The organism is Aeromicrobium phoceense, from assembly GCF_013868155.1.
GTDB classification, from domain to species: Bacteria; Actinomycetota; Actinomycetes; order Propionibacteriales; family Nocardioidaceae; genus Aeromicrobium; species Aeromicrobium phoceense.
The window spans coordinates 1-26091 of the sequence record NZ_JACEOG010000001.1; the positions used below are offsets into that span (position 1 = coordinate 1).

Genomic DNA, 26091 nt, shown 5'->3' on the forward strand with positions numbered 1-26091 from the left:
ACCCGGGTCGGTCACGATGCGCGCTACGTTTTCCCGCGGCCAGTTTCCGGACCTCCCAGAGGAAGTTCCTGGCGTTAACCGCTTCGGTCTGCGCTCCGCTGCGCTGTTCGGCGCAACAAGAAGAACATTACACGCACGTTTCCCGAGGATGCAAACCGCCCCCCGCGTCGCCTGGGTCACACCTGCAATTCCAAGGATTTTCACGCGGAGGGCGGCTCGCCGGCCCTCAGACGACGCGGACGCCGGACACCGATCGCTTGCCCTTGCGCAGGACGACCCACCCACCAGGCAGCTGGTGGCCGTCCTCGAGCACGAGGTCCGGGTCGTCCGCACGCTCGTTGTTGACGTACGCGCCGCCATCGCCGATCGCACGCCGTGCCGCGGACTTCGAGTCGGCCAGGCCGGAGGAGATCAACGCATCGACGAGGGTCGTGCCACGGGGAACCTCCACGGCGCCCGCCTCCCGCAGTGCAGCCCCCAGCGTGGACTCGGGAAGGTCGCCGAGCTCCCCACGCCCGAACAGCGCACCCGAGGCGAGCTCGGCCGCCTTCGTCTCCGCCTCACCGTGCACGAGGGTGGTCAGCTCGGCGGCGAGCCGGCGCTGGGCCGCGCGGGCACCGGGCCGCTCGTCGTGCTCGGCCATCAGCGCCTCCACCTCCTCGACCGGCAGGAACGTGAACTGCTTGAGGTACTCCCCCACCTTGGAGTCCTCGGCCTGGATCCAGGACTGGTAGAAGGCGTACGGGCTCATCAGCTCGGGATCGAGCCAGATCGTGCCGCTCTCGGTCTTGCCGAACTTGGTGCCGTCGGCCTTCGTGATGAGCGGCGTCGCGAGGGCGTGGACCTTCGCACCCTCGGCGCGCCGGATCAGCTCGACCCCGCCGGTGAGGTTGCCCCACTGGTCGCTGCCACCGGTCTGGAGCACCGCCCCGTGCCGACGGAAGAGCTCGAGGTAGTCCATCGACTGCAGGAGGACGTAGCTGAACTCGGCGTAGCTGATTCCCGCCTCGAGCCGGCTGGCGACCACGTCGCGGGCCAGCATCCGGTTGACCGGGAAGTGCTTGCCGATGTCGCGCAGGAAGTCGACCACCGACATGGGCTGGGTCCAGTCGAGGTTGTTGACCACGGTGGCGCCGTCGTCACCGCCGAACTCGACGAAGCGGGAGACCTGGTCGCGGATGCGCTCCACCCACTCGGCCACGGTCTCCTTGGAGTTCATGACCCGCTCCCCCGACTCCTTCGGGTCGCCGATCAGGCCGGTAGAGCCGCCCACGAGGATCAGCGGGCGGTGTCCGGCCAGCTGGAGTCGTCGCGCGGTGAGCAGCTGGAGCAGGTTGCCGACGTGCAGGCTCGGGGCGGTCGGATCGAAGCCGACGTAGTACGTGATCGGCCCCTCGTCGATCTCGGCGCGGAGGGCGTCGAGGTCGGTGGAGTGCGCGATCAGGCCGCGCGCCTGGAGGTCGTCGATCACGTGGTCGGTCATGGCCCGAGGCTATCGAGCCTCGACGACCGGCCTGCGGGCCCGTCTCCCGTCAGGGCTTGACGGCGATGACGGGCATCGGCGCGTCGAGGAGGATCATCTGGGTGACGCGACCCATGAGCATCTTGCCGACGGGCGTGCGCTTGCGGATGCCGATCACGAGGCGCTCGGCGCCGGCGTCGACCGCCTCGTCGATGACGACGTCGGAGACCGACAGCGACGCTGCCCGTCTGATCTCGTAGTCGAGCCCGTCGAGGTCGAAGCGCTCGGTGAACTCCGAGAGGTCGATCTCCTCGGGCGGGTCGAACTCCGGGTCGATCTCGCTGACCGTGATCAGGACGAGCTTCTCCTTGTTCGCCTCGGCCTCGGCCGCTGCCCAGCGCACCGCGGCGCGCCCATAGTCGTCGGGTCGGTAAGCGACGGCGATGGTCATGCTCCGAGCGTATCGCGCAGGGACGCCGGGAATGACCGGACGGCCCGTGGGCGTTGTCACCGACGTGAACGACAACGCTGCCCGTCCCGTCAAGGTCGACATCTGGTCCGACATCGCCTGCCCCTGGTGCTTCGTCGGCAAGCGCCGCTTCGAGCGCGCCGTGGCCGAGTGGGACGGTGACGTCGAGGTCGAGTTCCACAGCTTCGAGCTGGCGCCCGACACCCCCGTGGACTTCGAGGGCAGCGAGGTCGACTTCCTGGCCCACCACAAGGGCATGGACCCGGCGCAGGTCGAGCAGATGCTGGGCCAGATGAAGGCGCTCGCCGCCGACGAGGGCCTGTCCTACGACTTCGACGCGCTGCGGCACACCAAGACCCTGCTGGCGCACCAGGCGCTCCACTTCGCGAAGTCCCACGGCCTCCAGGGTGAGCTCAAGGAGCGCCTGCTCTCGGCGTACTTCGAGCAGGGCCGCCACGTCGGTCGGGTCGACGAGCTGGTCGCCCTCGGCTCGGAGGTGGGCCTCGACGGGACCGCCCTCCGTGAGGCGCTCGAGTCCGGGACGTATGCGACGGACGTCGACGCGGACATCGCGCAGGCCCGCGCCTACGGCATCAACGGCGTCCCGTTCTTCGTGTTCGACGGACGCCTCGGCGTGTCCGGCGCCCAGGCTCCCGAGACCTTCCGCGAGGTGCTCGACCGCGTCGCGACGGAGGCGTCGGCATGACCGGCCCGTTCGAGATCGTCGGCGACGAGGACGCGCCCACCTGCGTGGACGGCGTCTGCGCGATCGAGCCCGCCGCGGCCGGGGCGGACGAGGAGCAGGAGCCGGACGGCATCTAAGGTGCCGCCATGAGCACCACGGCGAGCACGACCACCACCGCGCGCCGGTACGAGCTGGACCACCTGCGCGTCCTGGCGACGTTCGGCGTCATCCTCCTGCACACCGGGGTCATCCCGGTCGTCCTCTGGCGCGACTCCGTGCCCGAGCTGGTCTCGGCCTTCAACGTCGGCAACGCCGCCAACTCGCTCGGTCGCTTCGCCGTCAACTGCTTCTTCATGACCTCCGGAGCCCTGCTCCTGGACCCCGTGCGGCGCTTCGTGCTGCGCCCGCAGTTCCTGCGCGTGGCGCTGCCGACGCTGACCTGGATAATGATCTACGCCGTCGCGAACGCGCTGTTCCGCCAGCAGGAGCTGCGTGGGGTCAAGGGCGGCCTCAGCGACCCGGCCGAGCTCGGACTCGGCGACCTCGTCCGGGCGCTGGTGTCGGGCCCTGCGGTCTACCACCTGTGGTTCGTCTACGTCCTGCTCGGGATCTACCTGACGGTGCCGCTGCTGCGCGCGCTGACGGACCGTCCCGAACCCCAGCGACTCCGGCTGCTGGCATGGTTCCTCGTGCTGTGGTTCATCGCCGACCTCCTGCCGCGGTGGGGCACGTGGCTGTTCGAGGACCGGTTCCCGGCGGCCTACCCCGCGCCGCTCGCCGCCCTGCCGACCGGCTACATCGGGCTCTTCGTCCTCGGCTTCGTGCTGAGCCACTATCGCGACCGGCTGCGCGTGCCGTCGCTCGCCTGGCTCGCCATCGCCGCCGTGGGGCTCGTCTGGACCTTCGTGGGGGTCTGGCAGGCGGCCAGCCACGGGGACCCCGACGTCTACGCGGCGTACGACAACCTCAAGCCGCCCGTGCTGATGTACTCGGTGGGCGTCTTCGCGTTCTTCGCCACGCGCAGCTGGGGTCCCGGCCCGGCGTGGCCACTGGTGAAGCGGCTCTCCGAGCTCAGCTTCCGCATCTACCTCGTCCACGTGCTGGTCCTGCACACGCTGCGGTACACCACCGAGCTCGGCCCGCTCGTGGAGGACCGGCCGGTGGTGGGGCTGCCGCTGATCTACGTCGCCACGGTGGCGCTCTCGGTGCTGGTCGCCTGGGCGCTGGACTTCATCAAGCCGTTGCGCCGCTGGATCTGACGACCCGGTCGGAGTCCGGCCGGACGGTCAGATGCCGTCGGACTCCTCGTCCGGCTTGACCGCCAGGACCGGGCACGTCGCGTCGAGGATCACGCGCTGCGCGACGCTGCCCAGCAGCGCCTTGCCCACCGGGCTGCGATGCCGGACGCCGACCACGATGAGGCTCGCGCCGGTCTCGGTGGCCGCCTTGACGACGCCCTCGGCGACGTCGCGCACCACCTCCTGCCGGACCTCCGCGGTGAGTCCGAGGGTCTCCAGCCGGCCCCTGACCCGTGCGACCTCCTCCTCGTGGGCGAACCGGTCGTCCACGAGGGCGTCGCCGCGCGTGTCGTTGACGACGAGCAGGTGCTCGCCGCGCAGCGTCGCCTCGGCGGCTCCGTGGGCCAGCGCCGCCCGTCCGTACCTGTCGGGGCTGTAGGCCACCACGATCGTCATGTCGCCGTCCTCTCAGATGTCGTGCGTGTCGGTGGCCGCGGCCCGGTCGAGGACGCGGTCGATCTCGTCGGGCTCCTGACCGCGCCGGCGCCATGCCATGACGGCCATCACGATCCCGATCGCGGCCATCAGGACGTAGACCAGGACGGCGACCGGCTCGCTCCACAGGGTGCTCACATCGCCCTGCGAGATGGCCAGCGCGGTGGTCAGCTGCTCCTCGAGGCGCGGTCCGAGGATCACGCCGATGATGAGCGGCAGGACCGGCAGCCCGAAGCGCCGCATCGCGAAGCCGAGCAGGCCCAGCACCAGCAGGAGGGCCAGGTCGAAGGCCTGGAAGTTGACGCTGTAGGCGCCGAGCCCGGCGAAGAACAGGATGCCCGCGTACAGGTACGGCCTCGGGATCCGCAGCAGCTTCGCCCAGACCGGGGCCAGCGGCAGGTTGAGGACGAGCAGCAGCACGTTGGCGATGAACAGGCTGGCCAGCAGGGCCCAGACGAGCTCGGGCTCGGTGTCCATCAGCTGCGGACCCGGCTGGATGCCGTAGCTCTGGATCGCCAGCAGCATGACCGCCGCCGTCGCCGTGGTCGGCAGGCCGATCGCCAGCAGCGGCACGAGGGTGCCGGCGGCGGAGGCGTTGTTGGCCGCCTCGGGTCCGGCCACGCCCTCGATCGCGCCCTTGCCGAACTCCTCGGGGTGCTTCGTGAAGCGTCGCTCCGTGACGTAGGACAGGAAGGTGGGGACCTCGGCGCCGCCCGCGGGGAGGGCGCCGAACGGGAACCCGTAGGCCGTACCGCGCAGCCACGGCTTCCACGACCGGCCCCAGTCGGCCTTGCTCATCCAGGGCTGCCCGACAGGGATGATCTCCAGCGGGCGGCGGCGCAGGTGCGCGGAGACCCAGAGCGCCTCGCCGATCGCGAAGATCGCGACCGCGACCACCACGACGTCGATGCCGTCGGCCAGCTCGGGGCGGCCGAAGGTCATCCGTGCCTGGCCGGTCTGCGAGCCGACCAGGGCGAGCGTCAGGCCGAGGAAGAGCGAGATGAACCCGCGCAGCTTCGACGAGCCCAGGACCGCCGTGACGGTGAAGAGCGCGAACAGCATGATCGCGAAGTACGACGGCGCACCGAGCTCGACCACGATGTCGGCGATGCGCGGCATCAGCAGGACGAGCAGGACCGAGCCGATCGTGCCGGCGACGAACGAGCCGATCGCCGCGGTGGCCAGGGCCTGGGCCGCGCGTCCGCCCTTGGCCATCTTGTTGCCCTCGAGGGCCGTGACGACCGACGAGGACTCACCCGGGGTGTTCAGCAGGATCGACGTCGTGGAGCCGCCGTACATCCCGCCGTAGTAGATCCCGGCGAACATGATGAGCGCGCCGGCGGGCTCGACGTTGTAGGTGATCGGCAGCAGCAGGGCCACCGTCATGGCCGGGCCGATGCCCGGCAGCACGCCCACGGCCGTGCCCAGCAGCACGCCGATGACGGCGTACATGAGGTTCTCGGGCGTGAGGGCGTTGGCGAAGCCGTCCAGGAGCAGTTCCATCAGAGCACCCCGTCCAGGACGCCGGCCGGGATCGGGATCCCGAGGCCGACGTAGAAGCCGTACCAGGTCACGAGCGACAAGATCACGCCCACGCCGATGTCGAGCAGGAGCCGGCGGCTGCCGAGGATCCGGGCCGACGCCGCGAACAGGAACGCGCCCATGATCGCCCAGCCGAGCCAGTTGATCAGGGCCACGACGACCACGATCACGGCGACGAGCTGCAGCAGCGTGGGCCAGTCCATGCCTCCGCTCAGGTCGACGTCCTCGCCCTCCTCGGGCTGGGCGACGTCACCGCGCCAGGTGGCGACGGCCAGCAGGATGCCGAGGACGACCAGGACGGAGCCGATCGCGTAGGAGAAGGCGTAGGGCTGGACCGGCTGGTCGGCGAAGCCGGGGTCGAGGCCGAGGCCGTCGACCAGCACGACGATCCCGACGATGGCCACGAAGGCGGCCAGTCCGTACTGCGGGGTGTCCACCGTGCGTGACGGCGTGGTGCCGGTGGTGTTCATGCGAGTCCCAGCTCCTCGAGGGTCGAGGCGACGCGCTCGTTCTGCTCCTCCAGGAAGGTGCCGAACTCGTCGCCGGTGGTGAAGTCGTCGATCCAGCCGTTGCGCTCCAGCGCCTCGCGCCACTCGGGCGTGTCGTGCATCTGCGTCAACAGCTCGATGTACTCGTCGCGCGTGGCGTCTGAGATGCCCGGCGGGGCCAGCACGCCGCGCCAGTTGATGAAGCTGAAGTCGACGCCCTCCTCCATGAGCGTGGGCGCGTCGACGGTGTCGAGCCGCTCCTCGCCCGAGACCGCGAGAACGCGCAGCGAACCGTCGTCGATCTGGCCCTCGAACTCGCCCAGGCCGGACATGCCGACCTCGATCTTGGAGCCGAGCAGGGCCGTCGTCAGGGGTCCGCCACCGTCGTAGGTGATGTAGTTGACGTCCCTCGCGTCGATGCCGAGCTCCTGCGCGAGCTGCATCGGGAACAGGTGGTCGGGGCCGCCGGGCGACGAGCCGCCTCCGATCGTCACGCTGCCCGGGTCCTTCTTCCAGGCGTCCACGAAGTCCTGGACGTTCTCGAACGGGGAGTCCTCGGGGACGAGGATGCCCTCGGGCTCGGAGACCAGCTGCGCGATGGGCGTGGCCTTGTCGACCGTGGCGTCGGAGCCGTTCGTGAAGACCGAGCCGACCACGCCCAGGCCCATCGTCATCATCAGGTCGTCGGCACCGCGCTCGTTCATGAGCCGTTGCATCGCGACCGTGCCGCCGGCGCCGATGACGTTGGTGACCTCGAAGCGTCCGGTGAGCTCGTTCTCCTCCATCGCCCGGACCCCGGCCCGGCCGGTCAGGTCGTAGCCGCCGCCGGGGCTGTTCGGGATCATCATGCGCAGTCGCCGATTCGCGGGATCGTCGTCCTCGGCCCGCGTCACGCCGCACCCGGCCAGCATCGCCAGCACCAACGCCGCCACGATCCCGATCCCGAGACTGCGGCGGCGGTGGTCGTTCCTTGCCCACGTGGTCATGGATACTCCTCGTCGTCCCCCTGATCATGCGTCCGGATGTGGCGTGGGTCACGATTGCGGAACCAAAGGAGATTGTGGTCATTGTGGTCAAGCGCAAGGGCGTGCTGCCGGGCGACGGCCCGTCGAGCGGGCGGCGGCTGACGCTCGCGGGGCAGGTCCTGCTGCTGCAGCTGGCGGTCGTCGCCGGCGTGCTGCTCGTCGTCGCGGTCATCTCCTTCCGCCAGAGCACGGCCGCCTTCACCGACGAGCGCGGCAGCGCGATGCGATCGGTGGCGGAGTACCTCGCCGGCGGGGAGGTCGTGCGCACCGGGGTCGACGACACGACGGCGACCCGAACGCTGGCGCCCTTCGTGGAGCGGGCCGTGGCCCTGTCGGGAGCCACCGACGTGCTGGTCACCGACCCGGACGGCGTCGTGATCGCCGCGGCCGAGCCGTCGCGCGTGGGGACCACCGTCGACCTCGGGGAGAGTCGCGTGCGCGAAGGCCGCGGATGGAGCGGCGACGTCGTCCGGGACGGCGGTCGGTACGTCACCGCGCACGCTCCGGTGCTCGCCGACGACGGCACGCTCGTGGGGATCGCCGTCGCCGAGCAGTCGTACCCCTCGTGGTGGGACCGCGTGGTCGACTCGTCGAGCGACCTCGCTCTGTACCTCGGCCTCGGCGCGCTCCTGGGCGGGCTGGGCACGTGGGCCGTGGCGCACCTGCTCAAGCGGCGGACCCGCGGACTGGGTGGCGAGGAGATCGCGACGCTCGCGGACCACCGGTACGCCCTGCTCCACAGCATCCGCGAGGGCGTGGTGGCGGTGGACAACGCCGGCACGGTGACCGTCATGAACGACGCAGCCCGGAGGCTGCTGGGCGTCTCGGACGATCCCGTCGGGCGACCGATCAGCACCGTGGGGCTCGATCCGGAGCTGACGGCCCTGATCGCGGGCGACGCCGAGGCCCGGGACGCTGTGGTGCTCACCGGCGACCGGGTGCTCGTGGTGAACCGCCGGGCCGCCTCGAGCCGCGGCCTCGGCATCGGCAGCGTCACGACGATGCGCGACCGCACCGACGTGGTCGAGGTCGAGCAGCAGCTCAGCTCCAACCTCTCGATCAGCGACGCCCTCCGCGCGCAGACCCATGAGTTCGCCAACCGGCTGCACACGATCTCGGGCCTCGTCGAGCTCGGCGAGTACGACGAGCTGGCGAGCCTGCTGGGCACCCTCACGCGCGAGCGCGCCGTCCTGGACGCGAGCCTGCGCGAGGCCGTGCAGGATCCGGCCGTCGCGGCGCTGCTGGCGGCGAAGGCGAGCCAGGCGGGCGAGGCCGGGCTGCGGCTGAGGATCGACGAGTCGTCCCGCCTGCCGACACTGGACCCCGATCTGGCCGCCGACCTCACCACCGTGCTGGGCAACCTCGTCGACAACGCGCTCGACGCCTGCCGGGGAGGCGCCGGGAGCGAGGTCGTGGTCCGGGTGGGCGACGTCGATGGCACGATCGAGGTCGTGGTGAGCGACGACGGACCCGGCGTGCCCGACGAGATCGCCGCGTCGATCTTCTCGCGGGGGTACTCGACCAAGCCCGAGGTCCTCGGAGGACGTGGCATCGGCCTGCCGCTCGTGCGCCTCATCGCCACACGTCGCGGGGGCTCGGCCACCCTCGACGGCAGCGGCCCGGGTGCGACGTTCCACGTCCGGCTGCCCCGCGTCGGTGATGCCGCATGATCCGCGTCCTCGTGGTGGACGACGACTTCATGGTGGCGCGGATCCACGAGCGCTTCGTGGAGCGCACCGAGGGCTTCTCGATCGTCGGCACCGCGGGCACGGGTGCCGAGGCGCTGAGCGCCGTCGCCGAGCTCTCACCCGACCTCGTGCTGCTGGACGTGCACCTGCCCGACATGGACGGCATCGAGGTGCTGCGCTCGCTGCGCGCGGCGGGCCACGGCGTGGGCGTCATCATGGTGACCGCGGAGCGGGACGCCGAAGTGGTGCGGGCCGCCCTGCTCGGAGGCGCCCAGCAGTACCTGGTGAAGCCCTTCGAGTACCCCGAGCTCGCCGAGCGACTGAGGGCGGTCGCCCGGTCGCTCACGGTCCTGCGGAACGAGTCCGAGCCCGACCAGACGGCGATCGACCGCGCCTTCGGTGGCAGCACCCCCGGCGGCTCGCCCCTGCCGAAGGGCCTGAGCACCGAGACCGCCGCATCGTTGCTCCGGGCGCTCGAGAACGCCGGCGAGGTGTCGGCGGCCGAGGCGGCCGAGCTCGTCGGGCTCTCCCGGGTCAGCGCGCGCCGCTACCTCGAGCACTTCGTCCACGCGGGCCACGCGACGGTTCGGCTCCGGTACGGCGCGGCGGGCCGCCCGGAGCGGCGGTACCTGCTCGGCTGAGGCACCTCCCTGACCCCCGAATTCGGGGGTCCGCGAACGTCCGCGTCCGGTGGTAGCGTCACCGTGACGTGCGTCACATCCGTAGTCCTGAGGAGTCCCCCGTGAGAACCCTTCGTCGCCCCGCGGCCCTGGCCGCAGTCCTGACCCTGACGGCCGGGCTGGTGGCCGCCCTGCCCGCCTCGGCGGCCGACCGCTCCCCCTCGTGGCACCACCCCTCCTCCGGCGAGCGCTACGTGGCCCTGGGCGACTCGTTCGTCGCGGGACCCGGCATCCCCACGCAGCAGCCGGGCGGCTGTGCGCGCAGCGACCACAACTTCCCCAGCCTGGTCGCCGCCGAGATCGGCGCGAAGTCGTTCACCGACGCCAGCTGCAGCGCGGCGCGGACCACGCACTACTGGAACCCGCAGACGATCGGCGGAGAGACCGTCCCGCCGCAGCTCGACGCACTGAACCGCAAGACCACCCTCGTCACGCTGGGAACCATGGGCGGCAACGACGTCGGACTGGTCGGGCTGGCGCAGACGTGCCTCGTCCAGGGGTGCAGCACGCTGCCGACGCAGCCGTTCCACGACGCGATCGACGCCCTCGCGCCCGTGTACGAGCGCCTGATCGCGGACGTGCGCGAGCGCTCGCCGCGCGCCACCATCGTGGCCGTCGGCTACGGCACCTACGTCCCGCGCGAGACCTGCGCGGCGCTCGTCAACGCCACGAGCGCCGACCTTGCGTACCTCCAGTCGATGATCGACCGGCTGAGCGACACGATCGGCGAGGTCGCGGCCGACGAGGGCGTCGCCTTCGTGGACATGCGCGACATCGAGGGCTGGCAGGAGCACTCCGGGTGCGCCGCGCCCGAGGAGCAGTGGGTCCGGGCCCTGAACCCCTACGGCGACGGCGCACCGCTGCACCCCTCGACCGCCGGCATGGAGCAGATGGCCGACCAGGCGCTCAAGGTGATCGAGCCGCTGGTGCGGGCCCGCCGGGCATCTGCCTGGCGCGTCGCGGCCGCGGCCCACACGGTGCGTCTGCACGCGGTGTGCCACGGCCCTTCGCGACGGTCCGACGTCACGCTGCGCGTCACCGGCGGGAAGGGTCTGGCCACCGCGGCCCTCTTCCACATCGGCGATACGACCGTCGGCGCGGACACGCGAGCACCGTTCGCCCTCACCCGCTCGGCGCGCTCCCTGCGCGACCTGCGCGGCTCGGTGCACGCCAAGGTCACGCTGAAGCACGGCACGGTGTCCCACACGACGTCCGTCCGGACCAGCCGGCCGAAGTGCCTGCGCTGAGCTGAGGAGCGGGCCGATCAGGCCCGCGGGTGGCGGCGGTACGCCGAGACGGTCGGATCGTCCGCCACCCAGAAGCGCCACGGGAGGTCGGCGTTGAGTCGCACCCCGACCCGGGGACCGGCGACGATCTCGGGCGTCTCCACGCGCTCGCCGAGGGACACCGGCTCGGGATCGAGCAGGTCGGTGCCGAGGTCCAGGCTCGTGATGCCGAGCGCCTTCGTGAGGTTGCCCGGCCCGCGAGCCAACGCCTGGTCCGCGACGGGTCCGCGACGCTCGCGCGCCACGTCGATCCCCTCGACGATCTCGCCGGCACGGATCAGCACGGCCGCCGCGCGATCGGTCGGGCCCGTGACGACGTTCGCGGCGTGGTGGCCGTGGATCCGGTAGACGTACAGGCGCCACGGCGGGCCGTACATGATCTCCGAGCGCGGGGTCCGGACGAACGCGTGCGAGGCGGGATCGTCGATGCCGCCGTACGCCTCGACCTCGGTGATCCGGGCGACCACTCCGTGACCGTGGAGCAGGCGACCCAGCAGGTCGCGGGCGCGCTGGGTGACGTCGGTCATGATTCTCGGTCTTTCCCTCTCTTCACAGCAGTCACAGGGGTAACGTGAGTTCCCAGTAGTGCACTCGGGGAGGACTTCGTGACCACGTCACGTCATCGTATGCTCGCCGCCGTCACCGCTCTCGCGCTGGCGGTGGGGCTCGCGCACGCCACCCCGGCGGCCGCGGACGAGTCCGCCAGGCCCGCCGGTGAGCACTACGTCGCCCTCGGCGACTCCTACGTGGCGGGCCCGGGGATCGAGGGTCAGGTGCACCCGGGATGCGGCCGCAGCGACCGGAACTACCCGAGCCTGGTCGCCTCCGCCCTGGGTACGGCCTCCTTCACCGACGCCAGCTGCAGCGCCGCCACCACGAAGCACCTGTGGACTCCCCAGTCGACCTACGGCGAGATGAACCCCGCCCAGCTGGACGCCCTGCGCCCGACCACGACGCTGGTCACCCTCGGCACGATCGGCGGGAACGACATCGACATCGCGGGCATCGCCGGCGTGTGCATCCTGAGCGGGTGCGCCGAGCCGGCGGTCGAGGAGCACCGCGCCGCGATCGACGCGCTGGAGCCGGTCTACCGCGGCCTGATCGCCGAGATCCGCCGACGGTCGCCGCTCGCCCGAATCGTGACGGTCGGGTACGGGACGGCGATGCCGTCGACGGCGTGCGAGGCGCTCGGCACCGCCACCGAGACCGATCTTCGCTACGTGCAGGGCCTGGTCGACCGGTTGAGTGACACCCTGCGCCGCGTGGCCTCCGAGGAAGCCGTGTCGTTCGTCGAGATGCGCGACCTGCCGGGCTGGCAGGAGCACTCGGCGTGCGCCGCGCCCGAGGCGCAGTGGATTCGCGGCCTCGAGACCCACGGCGACGGTGTTCAGCTGCACCCCTCGGCGCTGGGCATGGTGGCGATGGCGGGTCACGTGCTGAAGACCATCACCGCCGCGCGACCCGCGCCGCCGGCGGAGTCGCAGCCGTTGCCGAGTGCACCGCCCGTGACCAGCCCGAAGCCCGTCCCTTCGCCGGCTCCGACGGCGAAGCCGGTGCCGACCTCGGCCCAGCGACTCGGCGCGGCGGTCAGCACGCTGCGGCTGCGGGCCGTGTGCTCCGGCCCGCGTGCCTCGCGTCGGGTGACGCTGCGCATCTCGGGAGGCCACGGGCTCGTCCGTGGATCGACCTTCCGGCTCGGTCGCTCCGTGATCGCACGCGACACCCGGGCTCCGTTCACGCTGACGCGCAGCAGCTCGGCCCTGAAGCGGACGAAGTTCCGCGGCGCGGCGAGCGCCCGGGTGGTGCTGCGCCACGGGACGGCCTCGCGCGCGGTCATGCTGAGGGCCCCGCGGCCCGGCTGCCTGCGCTGACCCCGCGCACTTTTGGAACGGGATCCACGTACTTCGAGCACATCGGCGTTGATCCCGCTCCACAAGTGGAGTGGGTGGCCTGAGGTCGGGCAGACGGAGGTCAGGCGGCGCGAACGAGGGGCGCGGCGAGCTGGGCCAGCGCCGGGGCCATCTGGATGCCGTAGCCGGCCTGGCCGAGGTAGTGGAAGTACCCCTCCGCCTTGGCGTCCCAGCGAGCGACGGGGTTGCCGTCGGGGGCGAAGGTGCGCAGCCCGGCCCAGGCGGTGCGCACGCTGCGCAGTCCCAACGTCGTGACGGCGTTGACCGCCTCGATGGCGCGGGCGATCTCCAGCTCGTCGGGCTTGGGGTCGCCGGGCTCGTGCAGCGAGGCGTCCTGGGGCGAGCACAGGACCGCACCGCCCTCGGACTTGAAGTAGAAGCCGTCGTCGATGCCGGCGGTGAAGGGCACGCCCGCGAGCGAGACCGTCGTGGACGACTGGAAGATCGTGCGACGGCGCGGCTCGAGGCGCAGTCGCTCGGCCCCGAAGAGCGCCCCCACCACGTCGCCCCAGGCGCCGGACGCGTTGACGACCACGTCGGCACGGAAGACGTCCCCGGAGGTGGTCGTGACGACCCACTCCGATCCGTCGCGCAGCGCCGAGGCCACGCGCGACGAGGTGGCGATCGTGCCGCCGCGGGCACGGAAGGCTCGGGCGTACGCGTGGTGCAGGCCCATCACGTCGAGGTCGAGAGCCGTCTCGTCCCACGCCGCCACCGCGATCTCGCCCGGGCGAAGGACCGGACAGAGCCGTTCGGCCTCGGCACCGTCGATCAGCTGGGCGTGCGTGTCCTCGGCCAGCCGGTGCACGTCGGCGTCGCGCCCGTTGACGCCGAGCCACAGGCACGACATCGGTGAGGCGACAGGCCCGTCAACGTCGAAGGGCGGGTCGACCAGGAAGTCGCGGCTCGCCGTCGTGAGCTCGCGCACGACCGGCGGGCCGTAGCTGCCGATCCACGTGGCGGCGGAGCGGCCGGTGGTGTGCACCGCCAGCGACTTCTCGGCCTCGAGCACGAGGACCTCACGGTCGGCGGCCAGCTCGTAGGCGATGGCGACCCCGGAGATCCCACCGCCGATGACGATGACGTCCATCGACCCATCATGGCCGAGACCTCCGGGAAAGGCCGACGAACGGCTCAGGCCACCTCGGGCTTCGCCGCCGGCAGGTCCTCGCGGCGCACCCAGATCATGTCCTCGTCGAGGTCGGTGTGCCGCGCGTCCCAGCTGTCGAGGAACCAGTTCTGGCGCACCTTCCACGGCGTCCGGGCACCCGACCGCGGCAGCAGCTCGTCGGCGCGTGCGATGTAGCCGGACGACAGGTCGAGCAGCCGTGCGTCGTGCCCGAAGTCGGAGTCCGGGTCGGGGATGCCGTAGGCGTAGCCGTGGGCGTCGAGGTGGTTGAGGTAGTCGGCGACGTACTTCCACGTGAGGTCGGCACGCAGCGTCCAGGACGCGTTGGTGTACCCGACGCACCAGGCGAGGTTGGGCACGCCGCTGAACATCTGGCCCTTGTAGGTGTAGAGCTCGTGCGGGTCCACCTTGACGCCGTCGATGCTGACGTCGATCTGACCCAGGGCCACGAGCTTGAGGCCGGTGGCGGTCACGACGATGTCCGCATCGAGGTGCTCGCCCGAGGCGAGGGCGACGCCCTTCGGGGTGAACTCGGTGATCACGTCGGTGACGATCGCGGCGCTGCCGTCGCGCACCGCCTTGTAGAGGTCGCCCCCGGGGACGACGCACAGCCGCTGGTCCCACGGCTTGTACGGCGGCGTGAGGCTGGTGCGGTCGACGCCGGGCATGGACTTGCCCGTGAGCCCGAGCAGGATCGAGCGGGAGGCCTTCGGGAAGGCGCGGCAGAACATGTAGAAGCCGACGGTCATCACCGCGTAGCGCAGGCGTGCGACCTTGTGCACGAGCGAGGCGGGCAGCACCTTGCGGGCGAGGTTCGCCACGGGGTCGCTGCCGGGCTGGCTGAGCACGTAGGTGGGGGTGCGCTGCAGCATCGTCACCTTGGCCGCGTCCTTGGCCATCGACGGCAGCAGCGTGACCGCGGTGGCGCCCGAGCCGATCACGACGACCTGCTTGCCGGCGTGGTCGAGGTCCTCGGGCCAGAACTGGGGGTGGACGACCTGCCCCTCGAAGTCCTCCAGGCCGGGGAAGTCGGGCGTGTAGCCCTCGTCGTAGCTGTAGTAGCCGCTGCACAGGTAGAGGAACGAGGCGGTGACGACCTCGGTGGAGCCGTCCTTGACCGTGCTGGTGACGGTCCACACGGCGTCCTCGCTCGACCACTCCGCGGTCGTGACGCGACGACCGAACCGGATGCGGTCGGTGATGCCGTGCTTGGCGGCGGTCGTCTCGAGGTAGTGGCGGATGTCGTCACCGTCGGCGATGGCCTTGGGGTGCGTCCACGGCTCGAAGGGGAAGCTGAGCGTGTACATGTCGGAGTCGGAGCGCACGCCGGGGTACCGGAAGAGGTCCCACGTGCCGCCGATCGCGTCGCGCTGCTCGAGGACGGCGTAGGTCCGGCCCGGGGCCCGCTCCTGGAGGCGGTACGCCGCGCCGATGCCCGACAGGCCGGCTCCGACGATGAGGACGTCGACGTGATCGGTCATTTGCACACTCCTATGTGACATTGGTGATGTCACATTAACAGCACTTGTGGTCCTCGTCACGGCCTTGGACCGCTCGGGTCCCTGCGACGCCGGGATCGGTGACCGCCGCCCGTCTAGGATCTGGACCATGACCGCCGTTGCCTCCGACGCTCCAGCGCCGGCACCCGCCGAAGACGATGCCCACCGCTCCGACCGCGGACTCGGGATCTTCCTGGTCGTCTCCGGAGCGATCGCGCTCTGGTCGTCCCTGATCCTGACCTACGACAAGATCTCGCTGCTGAAGGCCCAGGCCTCCGGTACCGCGAAGGAGCTGAACTGCGACATCTCGGCATTCGTCAGCTGCAGCAGCGTCATCTCGTCCGACCAGTCCGAGGCGTTCGGCTTCCCGAACACCTTCATGGGCGTCGTGGGCTTCAGCGTGGTGGTCACGCTGGGTGTCCTGCTGGCCTCCGGGGTCGTGTTCCCCCGCTGGATCTGGGTCGGTCTCGGACTCGGCACCCTGTTCGGCATCGGCTTCGTGACGTGGCTGCAGTACCAGGCGATCTGGGAGATCGGCAAGCTCTGCCCCTGGTGCATGGTGGTCTGGGCGATGATGATCCCGATGTTCGTCGCGGTCACCGCGCGCGTCACCGGCAGCCGCTTCCTCAAGAACTGGACGGTCCTAATCTCGGCCCTGTGGATCATCGCGATCGTGGCGACCATCTGGTTCGAGTTCGGCGAGACCCTCTGGGCGTGAGCCCCTCCCCCGCATCGACAACGACGAAGGCCCGGCTGGGGAACCAGCCGGGCCTTCGTCGTGGGTGCTACTTCTTCGAGATCTTCTTGTAGGAGGAGTACCGAGCGACAGTTCGGTAGCCCGACTTCGTCGCCGTCACGCGGACACGGATCTTCTTGCTCCGGTACTTCTTGGGGACCTTGTAGGTCGACTTGGTCGCGCGGGAGATCTTCTTCGACCCGACGTACCACTGGTAGCGATAGGAGATCGGCGTCGGCGTCCACCGAGCCGAGACCATCAGGCGCTTTCCAGGCCGCGCCGTTCCAGAGATCCGGGGCGTCGTCGACCTGATAGTGCCGGCCGCGACCGCGCGGGTCGAACCACTCGTGATCGTGATCGGCGCATAGCCACTCCGCTCGCCGATCACCTGGACATGGACCGGCTTCCCCACAGCGATGGCGGGGACGGTGAAGTTCGTCGACGCACCCTTCTGGAGGACGCGGGCACCGACCTTCCACACGAAGGTCCGCTTCGACGGCGCCGCAGGAGCCCATCCGTCGGCTGTGGCTACCAGTCGTTGACCCACCTGCGCCGTACCGCTGACCACGACACGGCCCGAGGTGAAGCTCGCACCCGTGATCATGATCTTCGAGCTGGGACGGGAGACCGGGTTGTACCCGCTCCTAATGCCTTTCACGACCGCGTGGACTTCCTGGCCGATCATTGCCGTGGTGGGAGTGAGCGTTGCGCGGACCTGGCTCGGGATTCGGACGTTGTCCGCGTACCACTCGTACTCGAACTTTTCAGTGACGGGAGTCCACGTGCCAGGTACGGCCGTCAGCTGCTTTCCTTGAACTCCCGTGCCGGAGACGGTCGGAACCGGCGTGGACGTGAAGTCGAGGTTCGTGACCGGCACGGTCTGCGAACTCTGGATCCACATGTCGTCGAAGTTGAGTCGACGCGCTGTGACACGCACGCTGATGGGTTCACCTGCTTGAGCGGCTGTGACCTTGAACGTCTGACCGCTCTCACCCGAGATCGGGAGCTTGTCTGCGTACCACTGATAGCTGTAGGAGTCCGGTCGCGGCGTGAACGACCCGTTGGTAGCCGTGAGCGTGTCGTTGACTCGGATGTCCGTGCGGGGCGCCGAGATGGTCGGAACCGCCAGGTTGGTGAAGACGCCATCCTGAATGTTCAACGTGGGCGTGAAGTCGCGATCCGCCGGGCTGGGAAAGGTCTCCAGACGATACCCATCCTTCTTGCCGGTGACGAGCACCATCAGGCATCGGCCCTTCTCGTTGATCGTGGGCGCGAACGACTGGCGGTCGGCATCATTGATGGCCTCCCAGTTGGCCAGCGCGCCATCGTTGCAAAGAGTCGAGGTGGACTTGTAGCGGTACCAGCGGAATCGCAGATCGACCCCACTCGGGAACCAGCCGTTGTTCGAGGCGTCGAACCGCTCGATCTGAGGCGTTCCTGGCACGAGGTCCACCGTGAGGATGTTCTGAACGCCACGGTGGCCCGCAACGACGGCCGGATTCTGCGGAAACAGACCTGTCTCAGCCGATTGGTCGGACGAGCAGTTGTCGGCCAATCGAACTCGATCGACCAACGCGACCGAGTCCAGCGACGCGTTGTTCGCGTCCGTGATCGACAACGTGACGTCGGATCCGGCGCTGACAGGGACCTCGAACGTCTCAACCGACGTGAAGTGGTCGAAGGGAGTCACCGCCGGCAGAAGCGGAGCCGCGTGATCGTCAGGCTGGCGCTCGAACTCCTGATCAATCCCGTGCCAGTACTGGATCGCGTTCACCGTCATCATCGCCGGAGTCGGCGTGACGACATCCCGTGGAGCCTCGGCCGTCTGCCCGGTGTAGTGCGGTCCGGCGTTGAGCGCGTACTCCATGTTCTCATCGTCGGACAGCTTCAAGGACATCGTGTCGGAGGGCGTCCCGATGGAGTACGTGTGCACCCGCTCCTCGGTGCCCATCGCGACATCCATCAGCAGACATGATCCGGAAGCCGTCGAATCGACGCTGAACGTCATCGACACGCGGTCGTCCCCATCGAGGTTGGTCGACGGCTGGAGGCCCGCAACGCCCATGTTGTACAGGTCGGACGCCTTGCCCGTGGACATGACGGCGTACTGGCCGTTCCCGAACCGCCGCGGAAAGTCGTTGAAGACGCGGGCCTCGACGCCGAAGGCGCGTGCGTCGCCAGCTTGCGTCACCGCGACCCCCGCCGGGAGATCGAGCGCCGTCGACAATGCCGCGTCCGTGGTTTCGGCGTGGGCGACGGTTCCGGCCGTCGCAGCAAGCAGGCCCCCGAGGAGCGTGCCGGCGATGACCGGACTGATGAACTTACGCATGGAAATCCCCTCTGATTCCGAACGACCGATGCCGATGCAACCTCGGCTCGGATCACGCACCCTTGAACTGCCCGATCGCGCTGATGATGGCGGGACCGATGACGATGATGAAAAGCACCGGCAGGATCGTGCCCATGAGGGGCAGCAGCATCTTGACGGGGATCTGGTTGGCTACGCCCTCCGCGCGCAGTCGTCGACCGACGCGCATCTCCTGGGCCTGCTCACGGACGATGTCCGAGACCGGTACGCCGAATTCCTCGCCCTGCAGGATCGAGCGCACGAACTTGCGCAGCTCGTCCACGTCGGTACGCGCGACGAGGGATTCGTAGGCTTCGCGGCGCGGCAGACCGAGACCGATGTCCTGAACCGTACGGACGATCTCCTCGGCGAGCGGCCCCTTGCCGGTCTGGCCGGTACGGGCGAGCGCGTTCTCGAAGCTTGTACCGGACTCGATCGAGATCGTGATCTGGTCGAGGAGGTCAGGCAGCGCGTACTGGATCTCCTCCTGGCGGCGCACGGCCTTGCCGTTGAGGATGATGTCGGGCGCGAAATACCCCAGCAAGGGCGCACCGACCAGCATCATCACGCCCAACAACCCGCCTTTGCTGGAGTAGACCATGATGCCCAAGCCAAGTCCCACGGCCCCGAAGATGACCTTCTGCATGAGGATCTTCGCGACGCTCGAGCCATCGGGACGACCCGCCAACATGTAGTTGCGTTCCGCCTTGTCGACGATGCCGCGAGGCGTCAACCGGTAACCCAAGCCGCCCTTTGATGCCTGGTGCAGATCCTTGGCAGACCCGGCGACGACGACCTCGGACTCCGTGAGTTCACGAAGCCGAGCAGCGGCGACTGACTCCTGTTTCCCGAAGACGCCCAAGGCTTTGAACAGCAGACCGAGCGATGCGAAGATCGCCACTATCCCGATGAGCAGCATTACAGTTTCACCTTCGTGATCGAGCGGAGCCAAATCCCGCCGAGGGTGTAGAAGACGAGGCTCACAACCATCAAGATCTTGCCGGCGCCGGTGTTGAACAACGGCATCATGTACTCCCGATTGATCACCAGGAAGAGCAGCCCGACACCAACGGGCAGGCCCATGAGGATGACCGCGGACGCCTTGCCCTCCGCCGCGAGAGACTCGACCTTCATGCGCAGCTCGTTGCGCTGGGAGATCGTCTCGGTGACGCGGTCGAGGATCTCGCTCAACCGACCGCCAGACTCGCGCTGGATGGCGACCGCCTCGGTCACCCACATGAAGTCGGCGCTCTGCATGCGCTCGGCCGTGTCCTTCATGCCGTCGATCAGGTCACGTCCCAGCCGCGTCTCGTTCACGATCCGGGCGAGCTCCTCGCCCATGGGCTCGTCCATCTCCGCGGCGACGCTGCCCAGCGCATTCGGCACGTTCATGCCGGACTTCAGCGCCGAACTGAACTGAGTCATCGTCTCCGACATCTGGCGGCCGAACTTTTCTCGGCGCCTCGACGTCTTCACACCGACGTACATCTTGACCAGGAAGGGAGCGGCCAGGAGCAGGATGAACGCGAAGAAGAAGGAACTCGTCAAGGCCAGTCCTCCCGCGAAGGCGATGAAGGCGACCAGCAAGGTCGTGGCGACCACCGACGTCACACTGGACTTGATGCCAGCCAAGGAGAGCTCGTCCTCCGAGAATGGCCTCAGCCCGAAGGTGGAGAGCAACTTGTCGATGAGGTCGTAAACGGGCGTGGACTGGCTGACGCGACGCCCTTCGCCGACGGTCTCGGCCTTCATCTGCTCCGAGCGCAGGGTCGCCAGGTCGGGCTGCAACATGGCGTAGCCGAACGCAGCCACGGCCACAAGGATCAATACGACACCGATCGCCAACAGACTGGTCACGAAGCGGACTCCTTGCGGGCGTTGAGCAGATGGGGCGGCACGTGGATGCCGCGCTCCTCGAGCAGGTCGACGAGGTGGGCGCCGTCGCCGACGGCCTTGACCGTGCCGCGGGGGTGTCCGTCCTCGTCGTAGCCGGCACCGAAGTCGAAGCGGTAGAGGTCGTTGAGCACGGGCTCGTCGTCCTTGATCCCCGTGAGCTCGGTGACGTAGGTGATGCGACGCGAGCCGTCGCGCAGGCGCGAGATCTGCACGATCATGTCGACGGCCGAGCCGATCTGCTCGCGGATCGCACGCAGCGGCAGGTCCATGCCGGCCATCAGCACGAGCGTCTCAAGACGGGCGATGCAGTCGCGCGGCGAGTTGGCGTGCAGGGTTGAGATCGAGCCGTCGTGACCGGTGTTCATCGCCTGCAGCATGTCGAGCGCCTCGCCCGAGCGGCACTCGCCGATGACGACGCGGTCCGGGCGCATACGCAGCGAGTTCTTGACCAGGTCGCGGATCGTGACCTCGCCGCGGCCCTCGATGTTGGCCGGGCGCGCCTCGAGCTGCACGACGTGGGCCTGCTGCAGCTTGAGCTCGATCGCGTCCTCGATCGTGACGATGCGCTCGTCCTCGGGGATGAACGACGACAGCACGTTCAGCAGCGTCGTCTTGCCGGTGCCGGTACCGCCCGAGACGAGGATGTTGAGGCGGCCGCGGACGCACAGCTCGAGCAGCTCGGCCAGGTCGGGACTCATCGAGCCGTAGTTGATGAGGTCCTGGATGCTGAGCGCCTTCTTGGCGAACTTGCGGATCGTCAGCGAGGAGCCGCGCACCGCGAGCGGCGGGATGACGGCGTTGACGCGCGATCCGTCGGTGAGGCGCGCGTCGACCAGCGGGGACGACTCGTCGATGCGACGGCCGACCTTGCCGACGATGCGCTCGATGACGCGGCGCAGCTGGTCCTCGGAGCTGAACGACTCGTCGGCGAGCGTGAGCTTGCCCTTGCGCTCGACGAAGATCTGCGAGGGGTGGTTGACCATGATCTCGCTGATGTCGTCGTCGTCGAGCAGACGCTGGATCGGACCGAGGCCGAGCGCGTCGTCCTCGATCTCGCGCATGAGCTGGGCGCGCTCGGCGCTGCCGAGCTGGACGTGCTCCTCCTGCAGGATGAGCTCGAGCTCGGAGCGGACGAAGTCGCGCAGCTGCAGGTCGGTGAGCGAGGCGTCGTTGATGCGGGTGCCGATGCGGCGGAACAGCGACTCGACGGAGCGACGCTTGAGCTCGTCGAGCACCGCGGAGCGCTGCAGGACGGTGGTGGGACGGCTGCCGGTCTCGATGTGCTTCTCGGCTGCCAGCAGCCGGTCGGTGATGCTCATTCGTCCCTCCTGAACAGTCCGCCCCGGCGGCGAGCGGTCTCGCCACGGAGCTTGGCCACCATGGCGTCGACCGCGCCGGAGAGCTCGGCCGAGCGCTTCGCCTGGGCCAGCGGCTTGCCGGTGTTGACCGAGAGCGCGATGTCGACCGAGCGGGCGACGGAGACGTCGACGGGCATTTTCAGCGCGGCCGAGATGTCGTCGAGCTCGAGGCCGGTGCCCGACTCGGTCATGTTCACGACCAGGTGGCGGTTCCGCGGCAGCAGGTCGATGGTGTCGAGCAGGTCGACGGCCCGGCGCAGGGCCTTGACGCTCGAGACGTCCATCGTCGTCACCATGATCACGTCGGTCGCGACCTCCAGCGCCGCCAGTGTCTCGTCGGTCAGGCCCGAGCCGGTGTCGATGACGACGTAGGCGTAGTCCTTCGAGAGCTGGCGGAGCAGGTCGCTCTCCTGCTGGGGCGTGAACTTCTCGAGCGCGGCGGGCGACTCCGACGCGGCGAGCACGAGCAACTTCTCGTCGAACGCGTTGAGCAGGCCCTTGACCACGAGCGGCGGCTGGACGCCGTCCTGCGTGAACGCGTTCTCCAGCGTGTGCTGCGCGTTGATGTTCAGGACGCTGCCGACGTCGCCGAACTGCGAGTCGAAGTCGACGATCACGGTGTCCAGCGGGGCACGGCGCGACAGGGCGATGGCGAGGTTGGTCGAGATGGTCGTCTTCCCGACGCCGCCCTTGGGCGACAGCACCACGACCACGCGGTGCTCCTCGGGGTCGATCTTCACGACCGGGGCGGCGGGCACGGCCGGCGCCTCGCGCTGGCGATCTCGCTCGGGGGCGGCGCCGGGCATCGTCGCGCCGGCGTGCCGGGCGAGCAGGCGTTCGATCTCGAGGTCGGAGGAGATCGCCGGGACCGACTCGACCACGCCGAACTGGCGCTGCTCGGCCGAGAGCGGCTCGGGCGACTCGCGTACCAGGACGACCGGCACGTCGAGCTGGTGGTCGTGGACGATGTCGGCCATCTCCATGGACTGCTCGTCATCAACGTCCTCGCAGATCACCACGAGGTCGATGGCCCGCATCGTGCCCAGCATCGAGTTGAGCGCGTGCTCGGAGAAGGTGGGTCGCAGACCCACCACCTGCCGGTCGGCGACGCGGCGCAACCGTCCCGCGAACGGGCTGGACTCGGTGATGACGATGATGCTCACTTGACGAGTGTCCCCACATCCACGGCCGAGGCACCGTCACGGTTGGTCTTGTCATTCTGGACCGTCAGGCGAACCTGTCCGAACTGCGCAGCGGCGGCCACCTCTGTGGCCTGCGAGGTGTTCACGGCGAGCGTGACCACCATGGTGTTGTCCTCGTTGGACTTGACGTTCGTGACCAGGACGTTCTGCGCGATCATGCGACTGCGCTTGTCCTTGTCCTGCTCCACGGTGGCGATGACGCCCACCCGAACCCCTTCGTCGATGCGCTCGCCGACACCGGCGGCCGCATCGAGCGACACGGACATCTCCTGCAGGCCGTCAGGCACGTTGGCCTTCGCGGCGGCCTTCGCGCCCTCCTTGGCGAAGCGCGAGTCCAACAGCTGCTCACCCTGGACGAGCGGCACGGTGGTCTTGAGACCCTCGATGGTCTTCAGGTCGCTGACCGCGCCCTTGGCGACCGAGGCGTTCGGCAGGCTGACGAGCTCGACGTTGTCGCCCACGGTCGCGGAGTCCGCGTTGGCCGACAGGTCGTTGACCACCCGGTAGACCTTCACCAGCTCCGCACCCTCGAACGCGCGGTTCTTGGCGCTGGCCGCGTACGCGACGACGGCACCGATGCCCACGATCGCCAGCACGGCGGCGGCGATGGCGGCGATGACGCGAGAGTTCATGTGCGGAGTCCTTCGGGTTGATCAGGGAGGTGTTACTTGACGAGCTTGACGTTGGTGAGACCGAGGTTGGGAGCGTCGCCGCTCAGCCCCGAGCCGGTGTTGTTGTAGAACGACCCGTACTGGGTGAAGCCGTTGAACAGCGCCCCCTCGGAGGAGCGGACGAACTGCCCGCGGACACCAGTACAACCGCCGCCGATGGTGGCGAAGTTGAACTTCATGTCGCAGTTGTTGGTGTAGCTCAGCGCAGAGAAGCTGGGCTGCACACCGAAGTAGAGGAAGGGGTAGTTGACCCACTTGTCGACCTTGAAGGGAGCGAAGCCGAGGATGACCAGGCGGCTGGTGTAGCTGACGGAACCCCAGAAGATCGATTTCTTCTCGACCGCGTAGATCGGCATCATCACGACCGAGCCGGGACCGACGCCGGCCAACTTGCTCTCCATGCAGGTATCGACCGTGATGAGGGCCCAGTCGTCCAGCGTGTTGCGGTAGACGTCCCACAGGTTGGCGCTGAAGTCGCAGTTCGTGTTGACGCCGGGGAAGATCGAGCGCGTGAAGTACATCGCCTGACCGACCGCTCCATAGCCGGAGGCCGTCCCGCGCTTGGAGTACACCGTCGCAGCCGTCGCTCCGGTGCCGGGGCAGCTGGCCTCGCCGGTGCTGTACCGGGCCCACAGGTAGGTCCTCATGGCGCCCGGGGACGTGGCCGATCCGGGCTGCGCGGCCAGCCAGTCGCAATAGGGCAGGCCCATCGGGATCAGCTTCGTGCCCACGAGCGGCACGGTGTTCCACGTCGCGGTCGCCTCCGACCGCACGGTGCTGGAGGAGTCGCCAAGCACCTTGGCGAAGGTGTGGTTGACGTTCTTGGAGACCCGCACCGTCACCTTGCCGTCGTCGAAGGTCGGGCTCTTCACGACGCCGTCCTTCAGCACCTGGGCCGACGCCGAGGCACCGGCGTTCTGCTGCGCGTACCAAGTAGCGGTGCTGGGCAGGCAGCTGGGCTTCTTCAGCGAGCAGTCGTTGGCCAGCGCGAGCACGGCCTGGTCGGCGGCGCCCTGCACCGAGGCCTTCTCGCTGGAGGCGACCGCGAAGTCGACCGAGACCGCGGCCATGCCGAGGAGGGCGACCATGGACAGGGTCACCAGGACGATCGTGGCGCCCTTCTCCTTCTTGCGGAGGCCGAAGCGGCGGCGCGCGGAGGTCAGCTGCACTGGGCCACGCCCTTTCCGCGGTAGGTGAAGCTGGCCCCGAAGAGACCGGTGTAGGTGGGTCGCACGACCGTGGAGGTCACCGTGACGGCGGAGCCGACCGTGGTGGCCGTGCAGTCGATCGACTTGGTGACGGTCGCGGCGGGGGCCAGGCCCGTCACGTTCGCACGGGCGGTGCCCCAGTTGCGGTCGATCGCGTAGCTCCGGGCGGCGATCTGCGTCGCGTTGTTCAGCTGGGTCCGGTAGTTGAAGGCCATGCCGAACTCGACGATCCCGATGACGATCGTCATGAGGATGGGGACGACGAGTGCGAACTCCACGGCCGCGACACCGCGCTCGCGCTCGCGGCGCGAACGTCGTGTCCAGGTCGTGAAGTGCAGCATCACGTCTCCTCCCTCAAGGACTCGTGGGTTGGGGCTCCGTCGCCCCGGGACGGGTGTGCCGCGCCGCGAGACGCGACGCGGCACACCCAGGGTCGGTTCGTGCGAACCGCTCGGATCAGATGCCGAGCTGGCCGCCGAGGCCGTTCCAGAAGTCGGTGAGCGCCTCGCCGAAGACGCCGATGGCGGCGACGATGGCGACGGCGATGCCGGCGATGATGAGCGCGTACTCGGTCGCGGTCGCGCCCTTCTCGTCGCGCTCGGCGGTGAAGGCGGCCAGGAAGTTCAGAATCTGCAGCATGGGTTTTCTCCTCTGTGTCGTGGTGAACTCGCATACTGCGAAGTCCCAAAACGAACGCTAATGGGGCTGTATCGCACTGGTGTCGCTTTCTGTGAAACAAACACGCCCAAGCGAGAAAAATAGCTCTTAGGTACTACTGGGACTGGTGTGACTGATGGGATCAGGCGTCCGATACGCGAAAGCACTGGGCGCGAAGATTCAGCGCGGTCCGCTTCACGCCTCAGAAGATGGCTGCGAAGCCACCCAGGCTCGCTGCCAAGGAATCGCCGAACATGACGATGACGCCCACGAGGACCACGGCGACGCCGGAGATCAGCAGGGCGTACTCCGTGGCGCTCGCTCCACGCTCTCCGCCGAAGGCGGGCTGCTGCTGGTCCATGTCTTCTCCTGGGGCCGTGTCGTCAGCCCGTCCCCGAGACGGGACCATGTGACGCTTGG

At 69.1% G+C, this 26091-nt stretch carries 26 protein-coding genes; 7 read left to right on the forward strand and 19 right to left on the reverse strand.

The features are described from left to right. Nucleotides 1-226: 226 nt before the first annotated feature. Together tyrS and H1W00_RS00010 are read right to left on the reverse strand one after the other, a co-directional pair. The gene (gene tyrS, locus H1W00_RS00005; RefSeq protein WP_181752492.1) at nucleotides 227-1483 is read right to left on the reverse strand and encodes a tyrosine--tRNA ligase; all 1257 of its coding nucleotides are present in this window, start codon (nucleotides 1481-1483) and stop codon (nucleotides 227-229) included. 49 nt (nucleotides 1484-1532) lie between these two features. After that, nucleotides 1533-1913, reverse strand: a complete 381-nt coding sequence (locus H1W00_RS00010; protein WP_181752494.1) for a universal stress protein — start codon at nucleotides 1911-1913, stop codon at nucleotides 1533-1535. A 31-nt stretch (nucleotides 1914-1944) separates the two neighbouring features. Between H1W00_RS00010 and H1W00_RS00015 the strand changes: the two genes are divergently transcribed. Both H1W00_RS00015 and H1W00_RS00020 read left to right on the forward strand, forming a co-directional pair. Then, nucleotides 1945-2637 carry a DsbA family oxidoreductase gene (locus H1W00_RS00015; protein WP_181752496.1) on the forward strand — a complete coding sequence of 231 codons (693 nt, stop codon included), beginning with the start codon at nucleotides 1945-1947 and terminating at the stop codon, nucleotides 2635-2637. A 125-nt stretch (nucleotides 2638-2762) separates the two neighbouring features. Then, complete coding sequence (locus tag H1W00_RS00020) at nucleotides 2763-3875, forward strand: acyltransferase (RefSeq protein WP_181752498.1); 1113 nt, start codon at nucleotides 2763-2765, stop codon at nucleotides 3873-3875. Nucleotides 3876-3902: 27 nt separating this feature from the next. Here the strand turns inward: H1W00_RS00020 and H1W00_RS00025 are convergent, their stop codons facing one another. Genes H1W00_RS00025 through H1W00_RS00040 form a run of 4 tightly spaced genes read right to left on the reverse strand, consistent with a single transcriptional unit; the run spans nucleotide 3903 to nucleotide 7365 of the window. Continuing rightward, nucleotides 3903-4310 carry a universal stress protein gene (locus tag H1W00_RS00025; protein WP_181752500.1) on the reverse strand — a complete coding sequence of 136 codons (408 nt, stop codon included), beginning with the start codon at nucleotides 4308-4310 and terminating at the stop codon, nucleotides 3903-3905. A 12-nt stretch (nucleotides 4311-4322) separates the two neighbouring features. Beyond that, nucleotides 4323-5852, reverse strand: a complete 1530-nt coding sequence (locus tag H1W00_RS00030) for a tripartite tricarboxylate transporter permease (RefSeq protein WP_181752502.1) — start codon at nucleotides 5850-5852, stop codon at nucleotides 4323-4325. Next, nucleotides 5852-6361 carry a tripartite tricarboxylate transporter TctB family protein gene (locus H1W00_RS00035; protein WP_181752504.1) on the reverse strand — a complete coding sequence of 170 codons (510 nt, stop codon included), beginning with the start codon at nucleotides 6359-6361 and terminating at the stop codon, nucleotides 5852-5854. The genes H1W00_RS00030 and H1W00_RS00035 overlap by 1 nt, the downstream gene beginning before the upstream one ends. After that, nucleotides 6358-7365, reverse strand: a complete 1008-nt coding sequence (locus H1W00_RS00040) for a Bug family tripartite tricarboxylate transporter substrate binding protein (RefSeq protein WP_181752506.1) — start codon at nucleotides 7363-7365, stop codon at nucleotides 6358-6360. The genes H1W00_RS00035 and H1W00_RS00040 overlap by 4 nt, the downstream gene beginning before the upstream one ends. A 74-nt stretch (nucleotides 7366-7439) precedes the next feature. On the opposite strand from H1W00_RS00040, the gene H1W00_RS00045 reads away from it, so the two are divergent. The 3 genes from H1W00_RS00045 to H1W00_RS00055 all read left to right on the forward strand — a co-directional run bounded on the left by H1W00_RS00045 (nucleotide 7440) and on the right by H1W00_RS00055 (nucleotide 11019). Beyond that, entirely contained in the window at nucleotides 7440-9074 is a 1635-nt protein-coding gene (locus tag H1W00_RS00045; RefSeq protein ID WP_206679937.1) for an ATP-binding protein, read from the forward strand. After that, entirely contained in the window at nucleotides 9071-9733 is a 663-nt protein-coding gene (locus H1W00_RS00050; RefSeq protein WP_181752510.1) for a response regulator, read from the forward strand. Before H1W00_RS00045 ends, H1W00_RS00050 begins: the two co-directional genes overlap by 4 nt. A gap of 101 nt (nucleotides 9734-9834) precedes the next feature. Then, entirely contained in the window at nucleotides 9835-11019 is a 1185-nt protein-coding gene (locus H1W00_RS00055; RefSeq protein WP_181752512.1) for an SGNH/GDSL hydrolase family protein, read from the forward strand. A gap of 17 nt (nucleotides 11020-11036) precedes the next feature. Here the strand turns inward: H1W00_RS00055 and H1W00_RS00060 are convergent, their stop codons facing one another. Next, the gene (locus H1W00_RS00060) at nucleotides 11037-11585 is read right to left on the reverse strand and encodes a DNA-3-methyladenine glycosylase (protein WP_181752514.1); all 549 of its coding nucleotides are present in this window, start codon (nucleotides 11583-11585) and stop codon (nucleotides 11037-11039) included. Nucleotides 11586-11684: 99 nt separating this feature from the next. Between H1W00_RS00060 and H1W00_RS00065 the strand changes: the two genes are divergently transcribed. After that, nucleotides 11685-12929 carry a GDSL-type esterase/lipase family protein gene (locus tag H1W00_RS00065; protein ID WP_181752516.1) on the forward strand — a complete coding sequence of 415 codons (1245 nt, stop codon included), beginning with the start codon at nucleotides 11685-11687 and terminating at the stop codon, nucleotides 12927-12929. Between the two features lie 100 nt (nucleotides 12930-13029). On the opposite strand, the gene H1W00_RS00070 is transcribed toward H1W00_RS00065, so the two are convergent. After that, the gene (locus H1W00_RS00070) at nucleotides 13030-14058 is read right to left on the reverse strand and encodes an NAD(P)/FAD-dependent oxidoreductase (protein WP_181752518.1); all 1029 of its coding nucleotides are present in this window, start codon (nucleotides 14056-14058) and stop codon (nucleotides 13030-13032) included. A 44-nt stretch (nucleotides 14059-14102) separates the two neighbouring features. Further along, the gene (locus H1W00_RS00075; RefSeq protein WP_181752520.1) at nucleotides 14103-15578 is read right to left on the reverse strand and encodes a flavin-containing monooxygenase; all 1476 of its coding nucleotides are present in this window, start codon (nucleotides 15576-15578) and stop codon (nucleotides 14103-14105) included. Nucleotides 15579-15705: 127 nt separating this feature from the next. On the opposite strand from H1W00_RS00075, the gene H1W00_RS00080 reads away from it, so the two are divergent. After that, on the forward strand, nucleotides 15706-16314 hold the full coding sequence (locus H1W00_RS00080) for a vitamin K epoxide reductase family protein (RefSeq protein ID WP_181752521.1): 609 nt from the start codon (nucleotides 15706-15708) through the stop codon (nucleotides 16312-16314). Between the two features lie 67 nt (nucleotides 16315-16381). Here H1W00_RS00080 and H1W00_RS00085 read toward each other — a convergent pair whose 3' ends face one another. The 10 genes from H1W00_RS00085 to H1W00_RS00130 all read right to left on the reverse strand — a co-directional run bounded on the left by H1W00_RS00085 (nucleotide 16382) and on the right by H1W00_RS00130 (nucleotide 26032). After that, a complete protein-coding gene (locus H1W00_RS00085) occupies nucleotides 16382-18661 on the reverse strand; it encodes a hypothetical protein (RefSeq protein WP_181752523.1) in 2280 nt (759 codons plus the stop codon). Nucleotides 18662-18713: 52 nt separating this feature from the next. Beyond that, nucleotides 18714-19598, reverse strand: coding sequence for a type II secretion system F family protein (locus H1W00_RS00090; RefSeq protein WP_181752525.1), 885 nt, complete (start codon nucleotides 19596-19598; stop codon nucleotides 18714-18716). Continuing rightward, on the reverse strand, nucleotides 19598-20536 hold the full coding sequence (locus tag H1W00_RS00095; RefSeq protein ID WP_181752526.1) for a type II secretion system F family protein: 939 nt from the start codon (nucleotides 20534-20536) through the stop codon (nucleotides 19598-19600). The genes H1W00_RS00090 and H1W00_RS00095 overlap by 1 nt, the downstream gene beginning before the upstream one ends. Next, entirely contained in the window at nucleotides 20533-21894 is a 1362-nt protein-coding gene (locus tag H1W00_RS00100; RefSeq protein ID WP_181752528.1) for a TadA family conjugal transfer-associated ATPase, read from the reverse strand. Before H1W00_RS00100 ends, H1W00_RS00095 begins: the two co-directional genes overlap by 4 nt. Further along, nucleotides 21891-23096 (reverse strand): CpaE/TadZ family protein, encoded by a 1206-nt coding sequence (locus tag H1W00_RS00105; protein ID WP_181752529.1) that lies wholly within the window; start codon nucleotides 23094-23096, stop codon nucleotides 21891-21893. Before H1W00_RS00105 ends, H1W00_RS00100 begins: the two co-directional genes overlap by 4 nt. Further along, on the reverse strand, nucleotides 23093-23767 hold the full coding sequence (gene cpaB, locus H1W00_RS00110; RefSeq protein WP_181752531.1) for a Flp pilus assembly protein CpaB: 675 nt from the start codon (nucleotides 23765-23767) through the stop codon (nucleotides 23093-23095). The genes H1W00_RS00105 and cpaB overlap by 4 nt, the downstream gene beginning before the upstream one ends. Nucleotides 23768-23799: 32 nt before the next feature. Beyond that, nucleotides 23800-24975 carry a pilus assembly protein TadG-related protein gene (locus H1W00_RS00115; protein ID WP_181752533.1) on the reverse strand — a complete coding sequence of 392 codons (1176 nt, stop codon included), beginning with the start codon at nucleotides 24973-24975 and terminating at the stop codon, nucleotides 23800-23802. Then, on the reverse strand, nucleotides 24966-25355 hold the full coding sequence (locus H1W00_RS00120) for a TadE family protein (protein WP_241732856.1): 390 nt from the start codon (nucleotides 25353-25355) through the stop codon (nucleotides 24966-24968). The genes H1W00_RS00115 and H1W00_RS00120 overlap by 10 nt, the downstream gene beginning before the upstream one ends. A 115-nt stretch (nucleotides 25356-25470) precedes the next feature. Next, a complete protein-coding gene (locus H1W00_RS00125; RefSeq protein WP_181752536.1) occupies nucleotides 25471-25653 on the reverse strand; it encodes a Flp family type IVb pilin in 183 nt (60 codons plus the stop codon). Between the two features lie 220 nt (nucleotides 25654-25873). After that, on the reverse strand, nucleotides 25874-26032 hold the full coding sequence (locus H1W00_RS00130; RefSeq protein WP_181752538.1) for a hypothetical protein: 159 nt from the start codon (nucleotides 26030-26032) through the stop codon (nucleotides 25874-25876). Nucleotides 26033-26091: the final 59 nt, after the last annotated feature.